This is a genomic window from Gracilimonas sp., from assembly GCF_014762685.1.
Taxonomy (GTDB): Bacteria; Bacteroidota; Rhodothermia; order Balneolales; family Balneolaceae; genus Gracilimonas.
On record NZ_JABURM010000005.1, the window covers coordinates 1,799,386 to 1,816,206 of the forward strand.

The window sequence follows — 16,821 nt, forward strand, 5'->3', positions numbered from 1 at the left end:
CTTTTTTTGTTTGCTCAAATAAAGTCTCGCAGAGGAGAATCATCAGTTTCGAAGATTCAACAACAAATAAATAACACTTACAAAAACCCAATTATCATGAGCAACGAAAAAGAAAAACGAGACTTAAAATTTGAAACCCTGCAGCTTCATGCAGGACAGGAACCTGATTCCGCAACCGGATCACGGGCGGTTCCCATCTACCAAACCACTTCTTATAATTTTGATAATACCGAACACGCCGCCAACCTCTTTGCCCTGCGTGAATTTGGGAACATCTACACCCGGATCATGAATCCCACTAACGATGTTTTCGAAAAACGTCTTGCTGCACTTGAAGGTGGAGTTGCAGCGGTAGCTACAGCTTCAGGTCAGGCAGCGCAATTTTTGGCCATTACCAACTTGGCTCAAGCCGGAGATAACATCGTTTCTACTCAAAACCTCTATGGAGGAACCTACAATCAGTTCAAAGTTTCATTACCCCGATTGGGCATTGATGTCAACTTTGCTGAAGAAGACACCGTGGAAGCCTTCGAAAAGCATATAGATGAAAACACCAAGGCCATTTATGTGGAATCCATCGGAAATCCGCGGGGTAATGTTGCTGATTTTGAAGGTCTCTCTGCATTGGGTGAAAAATACGGTATCGCCCTTGTAGTAGATAACACCTTCGGAGCCGGCGGGGCTTTAGTTCAACCCCTGAAACATGGCGCAAATGTAGTAACCGCATCGGCCACCAAATGGATTGGCGGGCACGGAACATCAATTGGAGGAGTGATTGTAGACGGCGGAAATTTCAATTGGGGCAATGGAAAGTATCCCGGTTTCAGTGAACCTTCTCCTTCTTATCACGGACTGAATTTCTGGGAAGTATTCGGAGAAGACGGGCCGTTTGGAAACATTGCTTTTGCCATTCGTGCACGGGTTGAAGGGCTGCGTGATTTCGGCCCCTCACAATCCCCATTTAACAGTTTCCTGTTATTGCAAGGATTGGAGACACTCTCTCTCAGGATTGAACGCCACAATGAAAATGCCCTTAAATTAGCTAACTGGCTGAAAGATCATGATGCCATTGAGTGGATTAATTTCACAGGCTTACCCGAACATGATTATCACGAGCGGGCTAAGAAATATCTGAAAAAGGGACACTTCGGTTCCACCTTCACTTTCGGTGTGAAAGGCGGATATGACGCAGCCCGTGAATTCATCGAAAATGTAGAGGTTTCCAGTCACTTAGCGAATGTAGGCGATGCCAAAACACTGGTCATACACCCGGCATCTACCACCCACCAGCAACTTACTGAATCCGAACAGCAAGCCAGCGGTGTGAAAGGTGACCTTGTTCGGGTATCAGTTGGCATCGAACATATTGATGATATTATTGAAGATTTCGAAAAAGCCTTTGCCAAAATAAAAGTAACTGCCTAATCGTCCACTACTCAAAAACAAAAGGGAGCGAGTTTAGGCCTCGCTCCCTCTTTTTAAAAAACCGTTTACAGAAACTCTGTAAACAATCATTCGAACTATAAAAATACACATACTATGAGTACTCAAACAACTACAAAACCACAAAATGAAAAAAAACTGCATGAGGCCATCGCCGGTGTTATTAATGCGGTAAAAAATAAACCCGAAAATGCTGATGCTACTTTTACAATTACCTCTGAATTGAAGCACGGATTTCACTCTAAAATTAATGCGCGTAAATTCGAATTCATTTCGGATGAACCGGAAAATTTAGGCGGCCAAAATGAAGGGCCAAACCCTATTGAATATGTATTGGGGGCATTAGCCGCCTGTCAGGAAATCGTGATTAAAGCCCATGCCGGTCAGCTCGGAATAGAAGTAAAGTCAGTAAAAGTAGATGTATCCGGAAACCTGGACTTGCATGGCTTTTTTGCTCTTTCAAAATCAAGACCCGGGTTTACTAATGTAAAGTATAGTACCACTATTGAAACTGAAGAAACCGACCCGGTTAAACTTCAAAAACTAAAAGACATCACGACAACAAATTGTCCGGTACTCGATATCATCCAGAATCCGGTTCCGGTTTCAGGAGAATTAACCTATATCAATTAATAGTAAAAGGGACGGAAATCATTTTCCGTCTCTTCTTATATCAAATACAATTTGAAATGGCAAAACCAATAAAACATAGCTTAAATCAATCTTTCATTACAGAATCAGGATTAGAGCTAAAAAATCCCCAAATAGCATATCGAAGTTGGGGAACTTTAAATTCGAAAAAAGACAATGTTGTACTCATTTGCCATGCCTTAACCGGCAATTCCGATGCTGATAATTGGTGGGGAGGTCTTTTTGGAAAGGGAAAACCCATCGATCCCGAAAAGCATTTCATTATTTGCCCAAATATTCTAGGAAGTTGTTACGATTCTACCGGGCCGACCAGCCTTAATCCCGAAACCGGAAAAGCTTATCAAGCTGATTTTCCTAAAATAACGATAAGAGACATTGTCCGCTTTAATCAGCTTTTGTTAGATAAACTCGATATCAGTGAAGTTGAATTAGTGGTGGGCGGATCTTTAGGAGGAATGACGGCACTTGAGTTTGCCCTCATGGATGAACGAATTCAAGCCGCAGCATTATTTGCCATGGGTAAGGCACATTCTCCCTGGGCCATTGGAATCAGCGAGGCCCAGCGGCTGGCAATTTACGCTGATGAAAAGTGGAGCAATGGTTTTTATGATCCTAAATATCCTCCCGCAAAAGGACTGGCAGCCGCCCGGGCTATGGCCATGATCACTTATCGTGCACCCGAAAATTATGAACAGAAATTTGGACGAGAAATTCATCCTGAAAAAAACATCTACCAGGTAGAATCCTATCTGAATTACCAGGGAGAAAAACTGGCCGGGCGCTTTGACGCAAATACTTACGTCATTCTTTCCAGGGCAATGGATTCTCATGATGTTTCCAAGGATCGAGGAAGCTTTGAGGAGGTACTTGGAAATTTAAATAAACCCGTTTTAGTAGTTGGCTTTGACAGCGACCTCCTCTATCCAATCGAAGAACAGCGCGAATTGGCAAGCCTCCTTCCTCACAGTCAGCTCGCAGAGTTAGAATCACTCTATGGCCATGATGCCTTTTTGATCGAATTCGAACAGCTCAATGATCAGCTCAACTCATTTTTCAACTCACTTAAAAAAACAAAACAATGACACTCACCTTAAAAAAATCTATTTCAAATCCAAAGCCTAAAAAGAAGAATATTGACTTGTTTATTGCAGGAATCGGGGCGATTGGAGGAACCTTAACCCGGTTAATAAAGAACTTAAATCACCCACTTTTTGAGCTTGACCTAATTGGAGTCTGCAACAGCAAAACCACCCAATGGAATATTGATTTGAATAAATTCTCCAAAGATTTAATCATTACTGGCGGAGCACCAACAGATTGGAATAAAATCCCCGAGGAGCTTATCCGGCGCAGTAATGGAAACCTAATTTTTGTGGATGCAACAGGAAGTGAAACCGTAGCCCACCAGTATCAATATCTATTGAATCACGGAGTTCATATTTCAACCCCAAGTAAAAGAGCGAACACCTTGGGACAGGAATATTTTGATCACCTGATTAAAGCGAACAATACCGGTAAAGCTCAATACCGATATGAAACAGCTGTCGGAGCCGGCTTGCCTGTGATCAGCACTTTAAAAACATTGTTGAATAGCGGAGATGAAATCACAGAAATTTCGGGGGTGGCCTCCGGAACGATGACTTTTTTGTTTACCCAGCTTCAAAACGGAACCCCCTTTAGCGAAGCCGTTCTGAAAGCGAAGAAAGATGGTTATTCGGAACCCGATCCCCGCGATGATTTATCCGGCGAGGATGTAGCCCGTAAATTCCTGATTTTGGCACGCGCAAGCGGGTATAAATTCGAACGCGATCAAATCCGGGTAGATACTTTGGTTCCTGAAAAGCTAATCTCTCTTTCCACCGAGGAATTCCTTAAGCAATTACCGGAATATGACGGGCATTGGAAAAGCAGGAACTCTCAGGCTATGGTAAATAATCGAAAACTTAGATATGTCGGTAAATTTACTCCGGATGGTATTTCAGTTGGGATTGAAGAAGTGAAAGCTGACTCTCCCATCGGTGGACTAAAAGGAACCGATAACCTGATTCAAATTTACACCAAAAGATATGCAACCTCTCCCATAGTAATACAAGGTCCCGGAGCCGGAAAAGAAGTAACCGCTGCCGGTGTTTTGGGGGATATTATTGATATTGGTGGGTTGATTTGAGGAATTCAAATGAAAAATTCAGGATTTTGAATTTATTATCGAACGTGATATTTGTCAGTTGCCCATTTAACCGGGTTGTTACGAATGTATTCTGATATTGTATTAAATGATTTTCTATCTCTTACGATATGATCATAATACCTCGACTGCCATTTGAAATCAGGCTGAATTTTGCGTGCTCTTTTTGTCACCCCGATTTTAAAACCTCGAATAATGGATGCCAAATTTCGTGATTGAGGACCAAATTCATTTAATGGGTTTTGGTTGCCTGGTCTTAGAGACGCAAGGTTTTGCGTCTCTATACCATGTTTGGCACCCGTTTTGTTTCTAGCATCATCTGCCTTGGCAATAATTATAATCCCATGAACATGATTGGGCATAACAATAAATTCACCCAATTTCACAAACGGGAAATGTTCCGGGGTATCCATCCAACAGGTTTCTGCAATTTTACCAATTTCGGATAATTGCATTTTTCGATTTCTACCAGAATTATCTCCCATTGATGAATTTGAATATAGAGACGCAAAATCTTGCCTCTCTATGATATAGGTACCATCATCAATTGATATACCAACCACCTTTCCAAAAAAACATTCCCGATTTTGCATACAAATCGTTACAAAATAGACCCCATTCCATCCATAATCCCAAGATTTTAATCGAACTGTTTCTGACCTGTATTTCTTATACCCCTTATTTTGCATGTCTCTTAATTTGAACCGAACTTATTCTAAAATAACAGAATTTGATTTATGTGCAATATCATGAGGCTTTCCCTTTTATTACTAATATCCATTCTATCCCTTCAAACCATCTATTCCCAGGATCGACAACGGGCTCGTGATCTTGGCATCAAACCCGGAATTCTAACCCCGGGATCTCTAAATGCCATCACCGATGTAGAAGGAGTTAAAGTTGGTCATCGCACCATTATAGAAGGAAATAATATCAGAACAGGGGTTACCATGATCTTTCCTCATGATGGAGATTTATTCAAATCCCGTGTCCCCGCAGCGGTATATGTTGGAAATGGATTTGGCAAGGCATTAGGTTTTACCCAGGTTCAGGAACTGGGAGAACTTGAAACACCAATTGGGTTGACAAACACTCTTAGCATCCATACGGTGGCCAATGGAATAACAGAGTATGTTCTTCGGCAGGCCGGAAATGAACATGTACGATCAGTAAATCCTGTTGTAGGAGAAACCAATGATGGATGGCTGAATGATATTCGTGGGCGACATGTAAAAATTGAGCATGTTTTTGATGCTATAGAAAATGCCAAAAGTGGTCCTGTTGAAGAAGGCAGTGTGGGTGCCGGAACCGGTACTTCAGCGCTGGGATTCAAAGGAGGAATTGGAACTTCGTCCCGAACTCTTCCCGAAGAGCATGGCGGATATACCGTAGGTGTTTTGGTTCAATCCAATTTTGGCGGAGTCCTTACTATAAATGGTGCACCCGTTGGTGAAGAACTTGAAAATCATTACATGGCAAGCGATGTTCCTTATGATGTGGATGGTTCTGTAATGATGATTGTGGCAACAGATGCTCCTTTGCTTTCCCGAAATTTAAAGCGATTAGCAAAACGGGCCTTTTTAGGTATTGCACGGGTAGGCGGATTTGCCTCAAATGGTAGCGGCGATTATGTGATCGCTTTCTCAACAAGTAAAGATGTACGGATCAAGACTTACTCTCCCGGCTCCACCCAAACATTTACAGAATTAGAAAACTCCGCCACAACTCCGCTTTTCCTGGCCGCTGTTGAAGCCACAGAAGAAGCTATTCTAAACTCCTTATTTATGGCCACCACTGTTACCGGCGATCGCGGGCATACGCAAAGGGCTCTTCCTGTCGATGAAGTCTTGGATATAATAAAGAAATACAACTTGCTGGAAGAGTAACTTTTAAAAGCCTAAAGTTAATTTGGGTATATCTCCCACGAATCCTCCCACTCTCTCCCACAGCACAATTTTTACGCCTTTTTCCCGCACCGGAACAACCACTTACCTTATATATTCGCCTTATAGCCTCATATATGCGAAATATGTTCGTTTTACTAAAATCTAACTCATACAGTTAAATACAACGATTAATCACTTCTTTAACTTTCTTTGGGTAAACCCTTGACACATAGTGGTGATTTGGGGTACATTGTGGGGTGAAGTGGGAGATAGTGGGGACTTATCTCTTCCACCTTATATATAGCAATCTAAATCACCGCAGGGATATCGTGCCAAGTTTTAAAGGACAATACGAGCATAGTATAGATGACAAAGGGCGAGTCGCCTTTCCTGCGAAGTTACGCAAATCTCTCAGCCCCGCCGCACAAGAACGCTTCACAGTCGTACGCGGACAAGAACCCTGTCTTTATTTATATCCCGAAGACGAATGGGAAAATGTGGAAAAGAAACTATCCCGTATTAACAACTTCACCAAAAAAGGCCGCCTGGCTAAAAGAAACTTCCTGCGATATGCCGAAGATGTATCTCTGGATAAACAAAACCGTATTGCCCTCCCCACTGATCTTACAACCTATGCAGAGATTGACGGTAAAGCGGTATTCCTTGGAATGGGTGAATATATAGAAGTATGGGATCCCGCCAAACTTGAAGAAGCGGATGCCAACCTCGATGACGGTGCATTTGAAGAAATTTTTGAACAAGTAATGGGAGATGATCCTGAAACCGATGGTGTATGAGATGGCTACATATCATCAACATATCCCGGTTTTATTAAATGAATCGGTAGAGGCCCTTATTACAGATAAGGATGGCCTATATATAGATGGCACACTCGGCGGCGGTGGGCATTCCAAAGAAATTTTAAACCATCTTGGTGAAAACGGGCGGCTATACGGCATCGATCAGGATGATGAGGCACTTGAAGCAGCCTCCTCTAATATTGGCGATGATTCCCGTTTTATCCCTTTAAAAGGCAATTTCGGCTATCTGGCCACTCTTCTTCCTCCCCAAACCCACGGTCAGATAGCCGGAATCCTTTTGGATTTAGGTGTTTCAACACACCAGATAAAAGAACCTGAACGAGGATTCAGCTTCCAGGAAGACGGTCCCTTAGATATGCGAATGGGAAATCTTTCCGGGGTATCAGCATACCAGGTTGTAAATGAATATGATTATGAAAAACTGCGTGATATAATTTTCCATTACGGAGAAGAAAAACAAAGCCGGAAAATTGCCCGGGCCATTATCGAAGCCCGACCTATTGAAACAACCGGTGAACTCCAAAAAGTGGTTTCTTCTGTAGTAAACAAACGATTTGAAATTAAATCCTTAGCCCGGGTTTTTCAGGGAATTCGCATTGAAGTAAATCGCGAATTAGAAATGCTGGAAAATGTAATGGAACAGTCATTAGAGGTTTTAAAGCCCGGCGGACGTATTGTAGCTATTTCATACCACTCTCTTGAAGATCGCATTGTAAAGAGATTCTTTAAATCAGGAAACTTTAAAGGAAAAGTGGAAAAAGATTTTTACGGAAACCCGATATCCCCAATCAAACCTGTAAGTAAACAGGTTATTATCCCCACAAAAGAAGAGGTTTCCGTAAATCCTGCGGCCCGAAGCGCTAAACTTCGGATTGCAGAAAAAATAGACGGAGGTGAATCATGATGGTACAATCCCCACTTAAAAAGCATGATATTCGCCCTAACCTTCGCAAAGTCCCTTTGCCTGATAATAATTCTTCTTCTGCAAAGAAAAATAAAAGAGCAAAGCATTCTACCACACCGAACGGAAAACTTGGAATCCCCAAGATAACACCCTGGAAAGTGATTTTAGGCAGTATTATCATTGGAATTTTCGGATTACTCTATCTTACCCATGTATTTTCCACTCAGCGTTTACTGGAAGAAGTACAAACTCTGGAAGCTGAATATAATAGGTCAAGAGCTCAATACGACGAACTTAAACTCCGTTACGATCGGATGATTGGCCCGGCAGAGATTTACCGCAAGGCTGAGGATCAAGGATTCATTAACGGCGGCCCGGCAGATAAAGTTATCATCATAAAGGAGTAACGGATGGATGAGCGTACTGCCATATTAAGCCGAATGTTTATCGTTTTAGGGTTAATACTCCTCATCCCCTGCGCGTTAGGGTTTCAGCTTATCCGGGTCAATTATTTTGAGGGTGATGAATTAAGAGCGCTATGGAATAAACAAGCCATAGATCAAATTCCCATTCCCGCCCAGCGCGGAAATATATACGATGCAAACGGAACACTGTTAGCCACAAATGCTATTGATTACAAACTGGCTTTTGACCCAAAAGTAGAAGTAAACGGCAAAATTGGCGTTCCACAGTCGCAGGTTAATCAACTAACCAAAAAACTCGGTTCGTTAACAGGAAAAAGTGCGGCGCATTATCAAAATAAAATCAATAGTGCCCCTCCCCATTCACGTTATATCGTTCTGGCTACTAACTTATCGGTTTTGGTCAAAGACGAAATTAACGCACTTGGTATTAAAGGGGTAATTCTTGAAGAGAATTATCGCAGGAAATACACCTTTGGTTCTCTTGCGTCTCATGCTTTGGGTTTTGTAAACCATGAGACCGATGGACGGATTGGACTTGAAGCTTATTACAATAAAGAACTTAAAGGTGAAGATGGGCTTCGTCAGGTTCGGCGCGACCCTTTTAACCGTATTTTTGAATATATCGGAGCTCCTAAAAAACTTCCCCGAAACGGATATTCGCTGCATACCACTATTGATGCCTACCTCCAGGCAATTCTGGAAGATGAGCTCAAAGCCGGCGTAGAAAAACATTTGGCTAATTACGGAACCGGAATCATAATGGATCCAAAAACCGGAGCTATTAAGGCCATGGCCAATTATCCAACCTATGATCCTAATTTCCCGGCAAGTACAAATGACGAAAATAGAAGAAATTTTGCCATTTCCGATATGATTGAACCCGGTTCTACCTTCAAACTTGTAACTGCTATTGCAGCTGTAGAGCAAGGAGTTGTAGAATTTGGGGAAGTTTTTGAAACACCGGAAAACGGTGAAGTAATCATCCATGACTTAATTCTTCGTGACCATAATCCATTAGGTGATTTAACTTTTCAGGAAGTCATTCAGAAGTCATCAAATGTAGCGATGGCCGAAATTGCCATGAGAATGGAAGCACAGGTTTTTTATCAATACGCCAGAAATATGGGCTTTGGCACCGATACAAATATTGATTTAATCGGTGAAGTGCCGGGACGTTTGGCCAAGCCCTATGATTGGAGTTTAGTAACCCTCCCGTGGATGTCTCACGGTTATGAAATTCAAACTACTCCTCTTCAAATAACTCAGGCCTATGCAGCATTTGCAAATAATGGAGTTATGATGCGTCCTTATTTGGTGGAAAGAATAGAGGATAAAAATGGAAGTATTATTAAAGAGCACAAACCGAATAAGATTCGGCAGGTAGCTAAAAGATCAACCTTAAATAAATTGCTGCCTGTTTTTGAAAGTGTAGTAACTGACTCCGGAACCGGAGATCTTGCACAAGTTGATGGCCTTCGTATTGCCGGCAAAACAGGAACGGCTAAAAAAGTTGTAGATGGCCGTTACACCAATAATTATCGTAGTTCTTTTGTGGGATTCTTTCCGGTAGAAGATCCCAAATATGTTTGCTTCATTCTTTTAGATGAACCCAAAACCAGTGGTTATGGAGGTGTTACAGCCGGCCCTATTTTCAAAAATATAGCCATGCGCATTGCCGGTCTCGATAATGATATCCAGCGCAACATGAAAAAGGATCAGAACCCGGCACCCCAATTGGTGCAAGTTCCATTTCTAAAAGGACTATCAGAGCAACAGGCAGAACTTTTGTTAACCAATTTGAACCTGCCATTTTCCATGAACGGAAAATCAGGTTATGTCATAGAGCAATCGCCGGAAGCAGGAACGGAGTTGCAAAGAATTGAAGAAATTTCACTCACATTATCGGAAACTTACGCAGCTTCTGACAGTGCAAAAGCACGAGATGGTTATGCTGAAATCCCTGACTTAAAGGGAATGAACATGCGGCAAGCTACATCACTTTTGACTGAATTGGGCTTGCAAACCGAAATTATTGGATCAGGAACCATTTTTGCACAGTTTCCAAAATCCGGTGAATGGCTCCGAAAAGGTTATCCCGTTACCATTCGCGGCAAAGCAAAATCATTAGAAATACTAACCCAAGCCAGTGATCGATAAGTGACCCTCGATAAACTAATAGAAATTTGCAATCCGCTACACGTCACTAACGCAGATATTGACGTTGAGCTGGTGTCTTTCGCGATCGATTCTCGTGAAGTACAGGAGAACTCCACCTTCATTGCAATTAGTGGTACTCAGGTTGACGGGCATATGTTTTTAGAAGATGCAATTAGTCGGGGAGCCAAAGTAATTATCTGTGAAGAATCTTTTTATACAGAAGATGATATTTGTGTGATCGAAGTTGAGGACACAAGAAAATTAGCCGGGCCTATTGCACAAGCTTTTGCTGGAAATCCCGCCGAGAAATTAAAAATTATTGGAATTACCGGAACCAATGGAAAAACAACTACCGCTACGCTTGTCTATCAAGTTTTAAGCACATGCAATTATAAAGCCTCTCTTCTGGGAACCGTTAGTAAGCGAATTTTAGACAATGAATTTGACAGCAAACTAACCACAGCTGATCCAATTGAACTTGCCAGCGATATGAAAACCATGGTTGAGGCAGGTTCTGAATATTTGGTAATGGAGGTTTCCTCACATGCATTGCATCAGCATCGCACTGCCGGTTTTAATTTTCAAGTGGCTGCCTTCACAAATTTGAGTCACGACCATCTTGACTATCACGAAACGCTGGAAGAATACGCTAAAGCTAAAAAACTACTTTTTGATCAGCTCCCGGAAAGTTCTACAGCCGTGGTCAATATGGACGACAAGTTTGGCTCAGAGATGCTCAAAGACTGCAAAGCAAAGCAATTTTTTCTGAGTTTCAATAATGATACAGCTTATGTCTTACAAAACTCAGCACGGGGTATTTCCGTGATCGTTGAAGGAGAAAAGATCGAAAGTCCCTTAGTTGGTAAATTTAATGCTTATAATATTGGATTAGCCTTCCTGATATGTAAAGCTATCGGTTTGAGCCCTCGGGATATCGCCAACGCGTTGAGCAACGCTAAAGGTGCCGCCGGACGTATGGAACCGGTTAGTATTGACGCAGATCACCTTCCACTAATTATTGTGGACTATGCTCATACTCCCGATGCCCTGCAAAATGTGCTTTCAACCCTTTCAGCCGTTAAAGATGCCGAGCAGAAATTAACCGTAATATTTGGAGCCGGCGGTGATCGGGATACTTCCAAACGCCCTGAAATGGCAAAAGTCGCCGAAGAATATGCCGATAAAATTATTGTAACCAGTGATAACCCCCGCTCTGAGAATCCTGATTTGATAATTGCCGACATTTTAGAGGGTTTTGAAAATTTAGATAATGTGAAAAGCATCACAAACCGAAAGGAGGCTATCGAAAAAGCTATTTCTGACGCAACAGGAAATGAAATCATACTGATTGCTGGAAAAGGTCACGAAGATTATCAGGAAGTAAACGGCGAACGCCATCCTTTTGACGACCGTGAAATAGCCCGCGAGTTTCTCACCGTAAAAGCCGGAGGAAACTGATGTTACACGAACTATTTACCTGGCTTGATACGGTTTATGATGTTCCCGGAACAGGAGCCGTTGCATTCATCTCTACCCGAACGGCATTGGCGGCAGTTACTTCACTACTAATTAGCTTGTTTATCGGGCGAAAAATGATTCAATGGCTCAGTAAGCTTCAGCTGAAAGAAGTGATCAGAGATGATATTGGATTGGATCACCACCTTGCCAAAGGAGAAACGCCAACTATGGGCGGTGTAATAATCATCCTATCTATTATAATTCCATCTGTTCTTTGGATGAAAATGGACAGCATCTATGGTTGGTTGATTGTATTTGTAGTACTGGTACTCGGAATCGTCGGATTTATCGATGATTATATTAAAGTGGTTAAAAAAGACAAAAGCGGCCTGGCAGGATGGTTTAAAATAGCAGGACAAGTTACCGTAGGTTTGATTGTAGGAGCTGTACTTTATTTTCACCCTGAATTCGACTCATTTAACACCTTAACCACCGTTCCATTTTTAAAGAATGTGAACATCGATTACGCCTTTTTCGGTGATACATTAGGGTGGATGATTTATCTCAGCGTTGCGGTTTTTGTAATTACTGCCGTAAGCAATGCCACTAACCTAACGGACGGACTTGATGGGCTTGCTGCCGGCGTTTCTGCAATTTGCGGAATTGTCTTTGCAATTTTTGCTTACGTATCCGGGCGCGTTGATTTTTCAGGCTTCCTCGACATCATGTACCTGCCCGGTGTTGGCGAACTCACCATTTTCAGTGCTTCGTTAATTGGGGCATGCATTGGGTTTTTATGGTATAACACTAATCCGGCCTCTGTATTTATGGGAGATACCGGGTCATTGGCATTAGGGGGTGCATTTGGTGCCTTAGCCCTGATGCTCCACAAGGAATTACTGCTCCCTTTTATTTGTGGAGTCTTCTTTTTTGAAACACTGTCGGTAATCATTCAAACCACTTATTTCAAATACACCAAACGAAAATATGGCGAGGGTAAGCGGGTATTCCTGATGACCCCCATTCATCATCACTTTGAGAAAAAAGGATGGCCTGAGCAAAAAATCGTGGTTCGATTCTGGATTATCACAGTACTCCTTGGAATTCTAAGCTTGTTGACACTCAAAATCCGATGAGAGAAGTAAAAAACAAACATATCGTTGTGATTGGCGCCGCGCGAAGCGGTGTAGCAGCTGCTCTCCTCCTTCATAAAAAAGGAGCCGATGTTTTTGTGTCTGATTATGGAATGATTACCGAGGAAGCAAAACAGAAATTCAATGTTGCCGGTATTCCTTACGAGGAAAACGGGCATTCTGAAAAAGCCAAATCCGGCGAATTTATTGTTTTAAGTCCCGGAGTACCCACAGAATCTCTTATTGTTCAGAATTATTTAAATAATGGCAAAGAAGTATTTGCCGAAATTGAAGTAGCAAGCTGGTTCACAAATCAAAATATCATAGCTGTAACCGGAAGTAATGGTAAAACTACAGTTGCCAACTGGCTTGATCATTTGTGGAAAACAGCCAACCGTGATCATGCCCTCGCCGGAAATATTGGTGTGGCGTTTTCTGATGAAATTGAAACCAATAAAGGTGACTTCATTCTGGAAGTCAGCAGTTTCCAACTCGATCATATCAAAAATTTCAGACCAACGGTGAGTGTGATTTTAAATATCACTCCCGATCACTTGAATCGTTATGGAAATAGTTTGGAAGCCTATGCCGCTTCCAAATTCAGGATAACAGAAAATCAGACAGCAGATGATTGGTTTATCTTTAATTACGATGATCCAATCATCAAAAAACATGTTGAGACGTTAAAGCAAAAACAAACAGCTCCCCGGTTATGGGCTTTTTCCAATGAAAACGAAGTATCCGAAGGAGCATTTGTACGCAACAATCATATCATCTTCAAATTCAACAATAAAGAAGAAACCCTTATGCCAGTAGAAGAAATAGGATTACGTGGCCGGCACAACTTAAGTAATGGCCTTGCCACAGCATTGGCAGCCCGTGCTGCCGAAATTAAGAATGAAGCCATTCGTGAAAGTCTGCGTTCATTTACAGGTGTAGAACATCGGCTTGAATTGGCCCGTGAAGTGGATGGCGTGAAATATATAAACGACAGTAAAGCGACCAACGTAAACGCAGTTTGGTTTGCACTGGACAGTTTTCACGTTCCTGTAACTTTGATTTTAGGCGGTCGCGACAAGGGAAATGATTACAGCGAACTGGAACCTCAGATTCGGGAAAAAGTTCACACTATTATTGCGATTGGAGAATCCAAAGAACGGGTAGAAGCCCAGCTTGGGAAAGCAGCTCCGAATTTTGTGAAAGTAGAAACAATGGGTGGAGCCGTACGTGCAGCCCAAAAAGTTGCCAAACGTGGCGAAGTAGTTTTATTAAGCCCCGCTTGTGCTTCTTTTGACATGTTCGACAGCTATGAACACCGTGGAAAAATTTTCAAAGAAGAAGTAGATAAATTATAAACCCCAATATCCAGGCCCCAATGACCAAAATTTTGGCATGTGAAATTTGAGATTTGAGTAATTAATGATATACACCAGTCCACATAGCAATATTTCCAACATCATCGGCACTTCCGCTGAAGATATTGATACGCGCAAGCAAGGCAGCGATCGGTATTTATTGATGTCGGTTGTTATCCTGATGACCTTTGGGTTATTAGCGGTGTATTCATCCATTGCCTTTTTTGCCGAAACAAAATCAACTACAGCCGGGCAACTGATCATCGGTCATATGGTGAAATTAGGTATTGCCTTCTTCGTGATGCTCATCTTCTCAAAAATAAACTATCATACCATCGCCAAATTCAGCCGTATCGGGATGGTAATAAGCCTGTTTCTATTATTTGCGGTACTTGCTTTTGGAACAGAACAGTTTGGAGCAAAACGTTGGCTGAATGTAGCCGGATTTTCCTTTCAACCTTCCATGGTTGCAACTGTTTCTCTTATCATACATGTATGTGTATTGCTGAGTGAAAAACAAGAATACATTAAAGATTTTAAAAAGACCTTCCTCCCCATCATGTTTTGGGTGATTTTGACTTGCGGACTCATCGGTATTGAAGACTTCAGCAGCGCAGCCATTTTACTGGGGATCTGCTTGGTATTGATGTTTATAGGGAGAGTGAGTGTAATACAACTTGGCACATTGATTACCGTTGGGATATTAGGAGGCATGTTATTGTTAAGCCAATCCGGCAACAGGCAAGACCGCATCAATCAATACATCACCCAAATTAAGGATATCCCAAGCGAACACATTCTACAGGGAAGCGGCTATCAGGCTCAACAGGCTCATATTGCCATTGCCAAAGGTGAATTGATTGGTGTGGGAATTGGCAAAAGCTCCCAACGTGACTTTCTACCTGCTCCTTATAACGATTTCATTTTTGCAATCATCGCCGAAGAATACGGACTAATTGGTGCGATGTCGCTTATATTCTTTTTTACTGTGATTTTATTTCGTGGCGTAGTGTTCATTGCCAGAAATGCCGAAGACAACCTTGGGTCGCTGTTGGCAGTGGCGTGTACACTTACTATCGTTTTTTACGGATTTGTAAATGCCGGTGTTGCCAGCGGTATTCTTCCCGTAACGGGACTTCCTATGCCTTTTGTAAGCTACGGAGGTACCAGCATGTTGTTTGCCGGGCTGATGGTCGGAATTCTCCTCAATATCTCGAAACATAACCGGGATCGGAGGACCCTGTTCTATGGATAGTCCAAGAATTTTATTGGCAGCAGGTGGTACGGGCGGTCATGTGTATCCTGCCATCGCAATTGCAGATGCTTTGAAAGCTGAAAACCCTGATACCGAGATCCTATTTGTAGGGACTAAAGATCATATGGAATGGGACGCTGTGCCTAAATCCGGATATGATATCCGAAATGTTTGGATAAGTGGATTCCACCGACGGTTTACTTTAAAGAATTTGATATTTCCTGTGAAATTGATCACAAGCTTGATTCAAAGCTTAAGAATTCTCTCAGGATATAAGCCCCATGTGGTTATTTCCTGTGGCGGATATGCCGCAGGGCCTGTCGCATGGGTTGCCGGCAAAAAAGATATTCCGGTTGTGATACAGGAACAGAACAGCTTTCCGGGTGTCACCAACCGATTGTTGGCAAAATTTGCCGTCAAAATATTTACCGCCTTTAAACAAGCAGACCACTTCTTCCCCGAAGAAAAAACGCAGGTAACCGGAAACCCAACCCGGGCCACATTGATTGGAGCAAACAAATCCAACGCTTTAGACGCTTTTGGGTTTACCGATGATAAACCTGTTTTACTTGTAATGGGAGGAAGCGGAGGCGCAAAAACCATCAATGAAGCAATGAAAGCAAACATTGAAGCACTGCATGACCAAATCGGTTTGCAAATCATCTGGCAATGCGGAGCTCGATATTATGATGAGCTTTCAACAGGAATCAAAAAGAAAAATTTGGACAACCTGCGGCTCACGGCTTTCCTCGATAATATGGCGGAAGCATATGCGGCGGCAGATTTGGTAATCAGCAGAGCCGGAGCAAGTTCCTGCTCAGAATTAATGCTAACGGGCAAACCAAGTGTTTTGGTACCCTCACCCAATGTTGCGGGTGATCACCAGACACAAAACGCAAAAGCAATGGTAGATGCCGGTGCATCTAAATTGTTGGAGGATAATGCTATGAAAGAGACTATGACAGAATTAGTAGAACAATTGATCTACGATCAGGAAAACCTTAAACGCATGAACCAAGCAGCATTGAACCTGGCAAAACCTGACGCAGCAAAACTAATTGCTAAAGAAATTTTAGAAATCGCAAAATCGAAGTTATAAAATAACAGTGGAAAAACGCATCGAGACACAACCCGTTTTTGGCAAAACC

At 42.2% G+C, this 16,821-nt stretch carries 15 protein-coding genes; 14 read left to right on the plus strand and 1 reads right to left on the minus strand.

Annotated features, from left to right (window positions below; genetic code table 11):
* Window positions 1-96: 96 nt before the first annotated feature.
* From HUJ22_RS08160 to HUJ22_RS08175, 4 genes are all read left to right on the plus strand, one after another.
* A complete protein-coding gene (locus HUJ22_RS08160; protein WP_290876058.1) occupies window positions 97-1,425 on the plus strand; it encodes an O-acetylhomoserine aminocarboxypropyltransferase/cysteine synthase family protein in 1,329 nt (442 codons plus the stop codon).
* Window positions 1,426-1,539: 114 nt separating this feature from the next.
* Entirely contained in the window at window positions 1,540-2,076 is a 537-nt protein-coding gene (locus tag HUJ22_RS08165) for an OsmC family protein (protein ID WP_290876060.1), read from the plus strand.
* A 56-nt stretch (window positions 2,077-2,132) separates the two neighbouring features.
* Window positions 2,133-3,176, plus strand: coding sequence for a homoserine O-acetyltransferase (metX, locus tag HUJ22_RS08170; protein ID WP_290876062.1), 1,044 nt, complete (start codon window positions 2,133-2,135; stop codon window positions 3,174-3,176).
* Window positions 3,173-4,261, plus strand: coding sequence for a hypothetical protein (locus HUJ22_RS08175; protein ID WP_290876064.1), 1,089 nt, complete (start codon window positions 3,173-3,175; stop codon window positions 4,259-4,261). The genes metX and HUJ22_RS08175 overlap by 4 nt, the downstream gene beginning before the upstream one ends.
* 35 nt (window positions 4,262-4,296) lie before the next feature.
* Here HUJ22_RS08175 and HUJ22_RS08180 read toward each other — a convergent pair whose 3' ends face one another.
* The gene (locus tag HUJ22_RS08180) at window positions 4,297-4,968 is read right to left on the minus strand and encodes a transposase (RefSeq protein ID WP_290876066.1); all 672 of its coding nucleotides are present in this window, start codon (window positions 4,966-4,968) and stop codon (window positions 4,297-4,299) included.
* A 60-nt stretch (window positions 4,969-5,028) separates the two neighbouring features.
* Between HUJ22_RS08180 and HUJ22_RS08185 the strand changes: the two genes are divergently transcribed.
* The 10 genes from HUJ22_RS08185 (at window position 5,029) to murG (ending at window position 16,772) form a co-directional block, all read left to right on the plus strand.
* A complete protein-coding gene (locus HUJ22_RS08185; RefSeq protein WP_366871022.1) occupies window positions 5,029-6,165 on the plus strand; it encodes a P1 family peptidase in 1,137 nt (378 codons plus the stop codon).
* A 329-nt stretch (window positions 6,166-6,494) separates the two neighbouring features.
* Window positions 6,495-6,962: a division/cell wall cluster transcriptional repressor MraZ gene (mraZ, locus tag HUJ22_RS08190; RefSeq protein WP_290876070.1), complete on the plus strand. Its 468-nt coding sequence runs from the start codon at window positions 6,495-6,497 to the stop codon at window positions 6,960-6,962.
* A complete protein-coding gene (gene rsmH / locus HUJ22_RS08195) occupies window positions 6,937-7,890 on the plus strand; it encodes a 16S rRNA (cytosine(1402)-N(4))-methyltransferase RsmH (protein ID WP_290876072.1) in 954 nt (317 codons plus the stop codon). Before mraZ ends, rsmH begins: the two co-directional genes overlap by 26 nt.
* Window positions 7,887-8,297 (plus strand): hypothetical protein, encoded by a 411-nt coding sequence (locus HUJ22_RS08200; RefSeq protein WP_290876074.1) that lies wholly within the window; start codon window positions 7,887-7,889, stop codon window positions 8,295-8,297. The genes rsmH and HUJ22_RS08200 overlap by 4 nt, the downstream gene beginning before the upstream one ends.
* A gap of 3 nt (window positions 8,298-8,300) precedes the next feature.
* A complete protein-coding gene (locus HUJ22_RS08205) occupies window positions 8,301-10,472 on the plus strand; it encodes a penicillin-binding transpeptidase domain-containing protein (protein ID WP_290876076.1) in 2,172 nt (723 codons plus the stop codon).
* Window positions 10,473-11,930, plus strand: a complete 1,458-nt coding sequence (locus tag HUJ22_RS08210) for a UDP-N-acetylmuramoyl-L-alanyl-D-glutamate--2,6-diaminopimelate ligase (protein ID WP_290876078.1) — start codon at window positions 10,473-10,475, stop codon at window positions 11,928-11,930. It begins immediately after the preceding gene.
* On the plus strand, window positions 11,930-13,066 hold the full coding sequence (mraY, locus tag HUJ22_RS08215; protein WP_290876080.1) for a phospho-N-acetylmuramoyl-pentapeptide-transferase: 1,137 nt from the start codon (window positions 11,930-11,932) through the stop codon (window positions 13,064-13,066). The genes HUJ22_RS08210 and mraY overlap by 1 nt, the downstream gene beginning before the upstream one ends.
* Window positions 13,063-14,418 carry a UDP-N-acetylmuramoyl-L-alanine--D-glutamate ligase gene (gene murD / locus HUJ22_RS08220; protein WP_290876082.1) on the plus strand — a complete coding sequence of 452 codons (1,356 nt, stop codon included), beginning with the start codon at window positions 13,063-13,065 and terminating at the stop codon, window positions 14,416-14,418. Before mraY ends, murD begins: the two co-directional genes overlap by 4 nt.
* 64 nt (window positions 14,419-14,482) lie before the next feature.
* Window positions 14,483-15,673: a putative peptidoglycan glycosyltransferase FtsW gene (locus HUJ22_RS08225; protein ID WP_290876084.1), complete on the plus strand. Its 1,191-nt coding sequence runs from the start codon at window positions 14,483-14,485 to the stop codon at window positions 15,671-15,673.
* Complete coding sequence (murG, locus tag HUJ22_RS08230) at window positions 15,666-16,772, plus strand: undecaprenyldiphospho-muramoylpentapeptide beta-N-acetylglucosaminyltransferase (RefSeq protein ID WP_290876086.1); 1,107 nt, start codon at window positions 15,666-15,668, stop codon at window positions 16,770-16,772. Before HUJ22_RS08225 ends, murG begins: the two co-directional genes overlap by 8 nt.
* Window positions 16,773-16,821 lie beyond the last annotated feature (49 nt).

Coding starts and splice junctions, on each gene's coding strand:
- HUJ22_RS08175 (WP_290876064.1), top strand. CDS start 3,173: ATGACACTCACCTTAAAAAAATCTATTTCAAATCCAAAGCCTAAAAAG.
- HUJ22_RS08180 (WP_290876066.1), bottom strand. CDS start 4,968: ATGCAAAATAAGGGGTATAAGAAATACAGGTCAGAAACAGTTCGATTA.
- murD (WP_290876082.1), top strand. CDS start 13,063: ATGAGAGAAGTAAAAAACAAACATATCGTTGTGATTGGCGCCGCGCGA.
- murG (WP_290876086.1), top strand. CDS start 15,666: ATGGATAGTCCAAGAATTTTATTGGCAGCAGGTGGTACGGGCGGTCAT.
- HUJ22_RS08200 (WP_290876074.1), top strand. CDS start 7,887: ATGATGGTACAATCCCCACTTAAAAAGCATGATATTCGCCCTAACCTT.
- HUJ22_RS08225 (WP_290876084.1), top strand. CDS start 14,483: ATGATATACACCAGTCCACATAGCAATATTTCCAACATCATCGGCACT.
- mraY (WP_290876080.1), top strand. CDS start 11,930: ATGTTACACGAACTATTTACCTGGCTTGATACGGTTTATGATGTTCCC.
- HUJ22_RS08205 (WP_290876076.1), top strand. CDS start 8,301: ATGGATGAGCGTACTGCCATATTAAGCCGAATGTTTATCGTTTTAGGG.
- HUJ22_RS08160 (WP_290876058.1), top strand. CDS start 97: ATGAGCAACGAAAAAGAAAAACGAGACTTAAAATTTGAAACCCTGCAG.
- rsmH (WP_290876072.1), top strand. CDS start 6,937: ATGATCCTGAAACCGATGGTGTATGAGATGGCTACATATCATCAACAT.
- HUJ22_RS08165 (WP_290876060.1), top strand. CDS start 1,540: ATGAGTACTCAAACAACTACAAAACCACAAAATGAAAAAAAACTGCAT.
- HUJ22_RS08185 (WP_366871022.1), top strand. CDS start 5,029: ATGAGGCTTTCCCTTTTATTACTAATATCCATTCTATCCCTTCAAACC.
- metX (WP_290876062.1), top strand. CDS start 2,133: ATGGCAAAACCAATAAAACATAGCTTAAATCAATCTTTCATTACAGAA.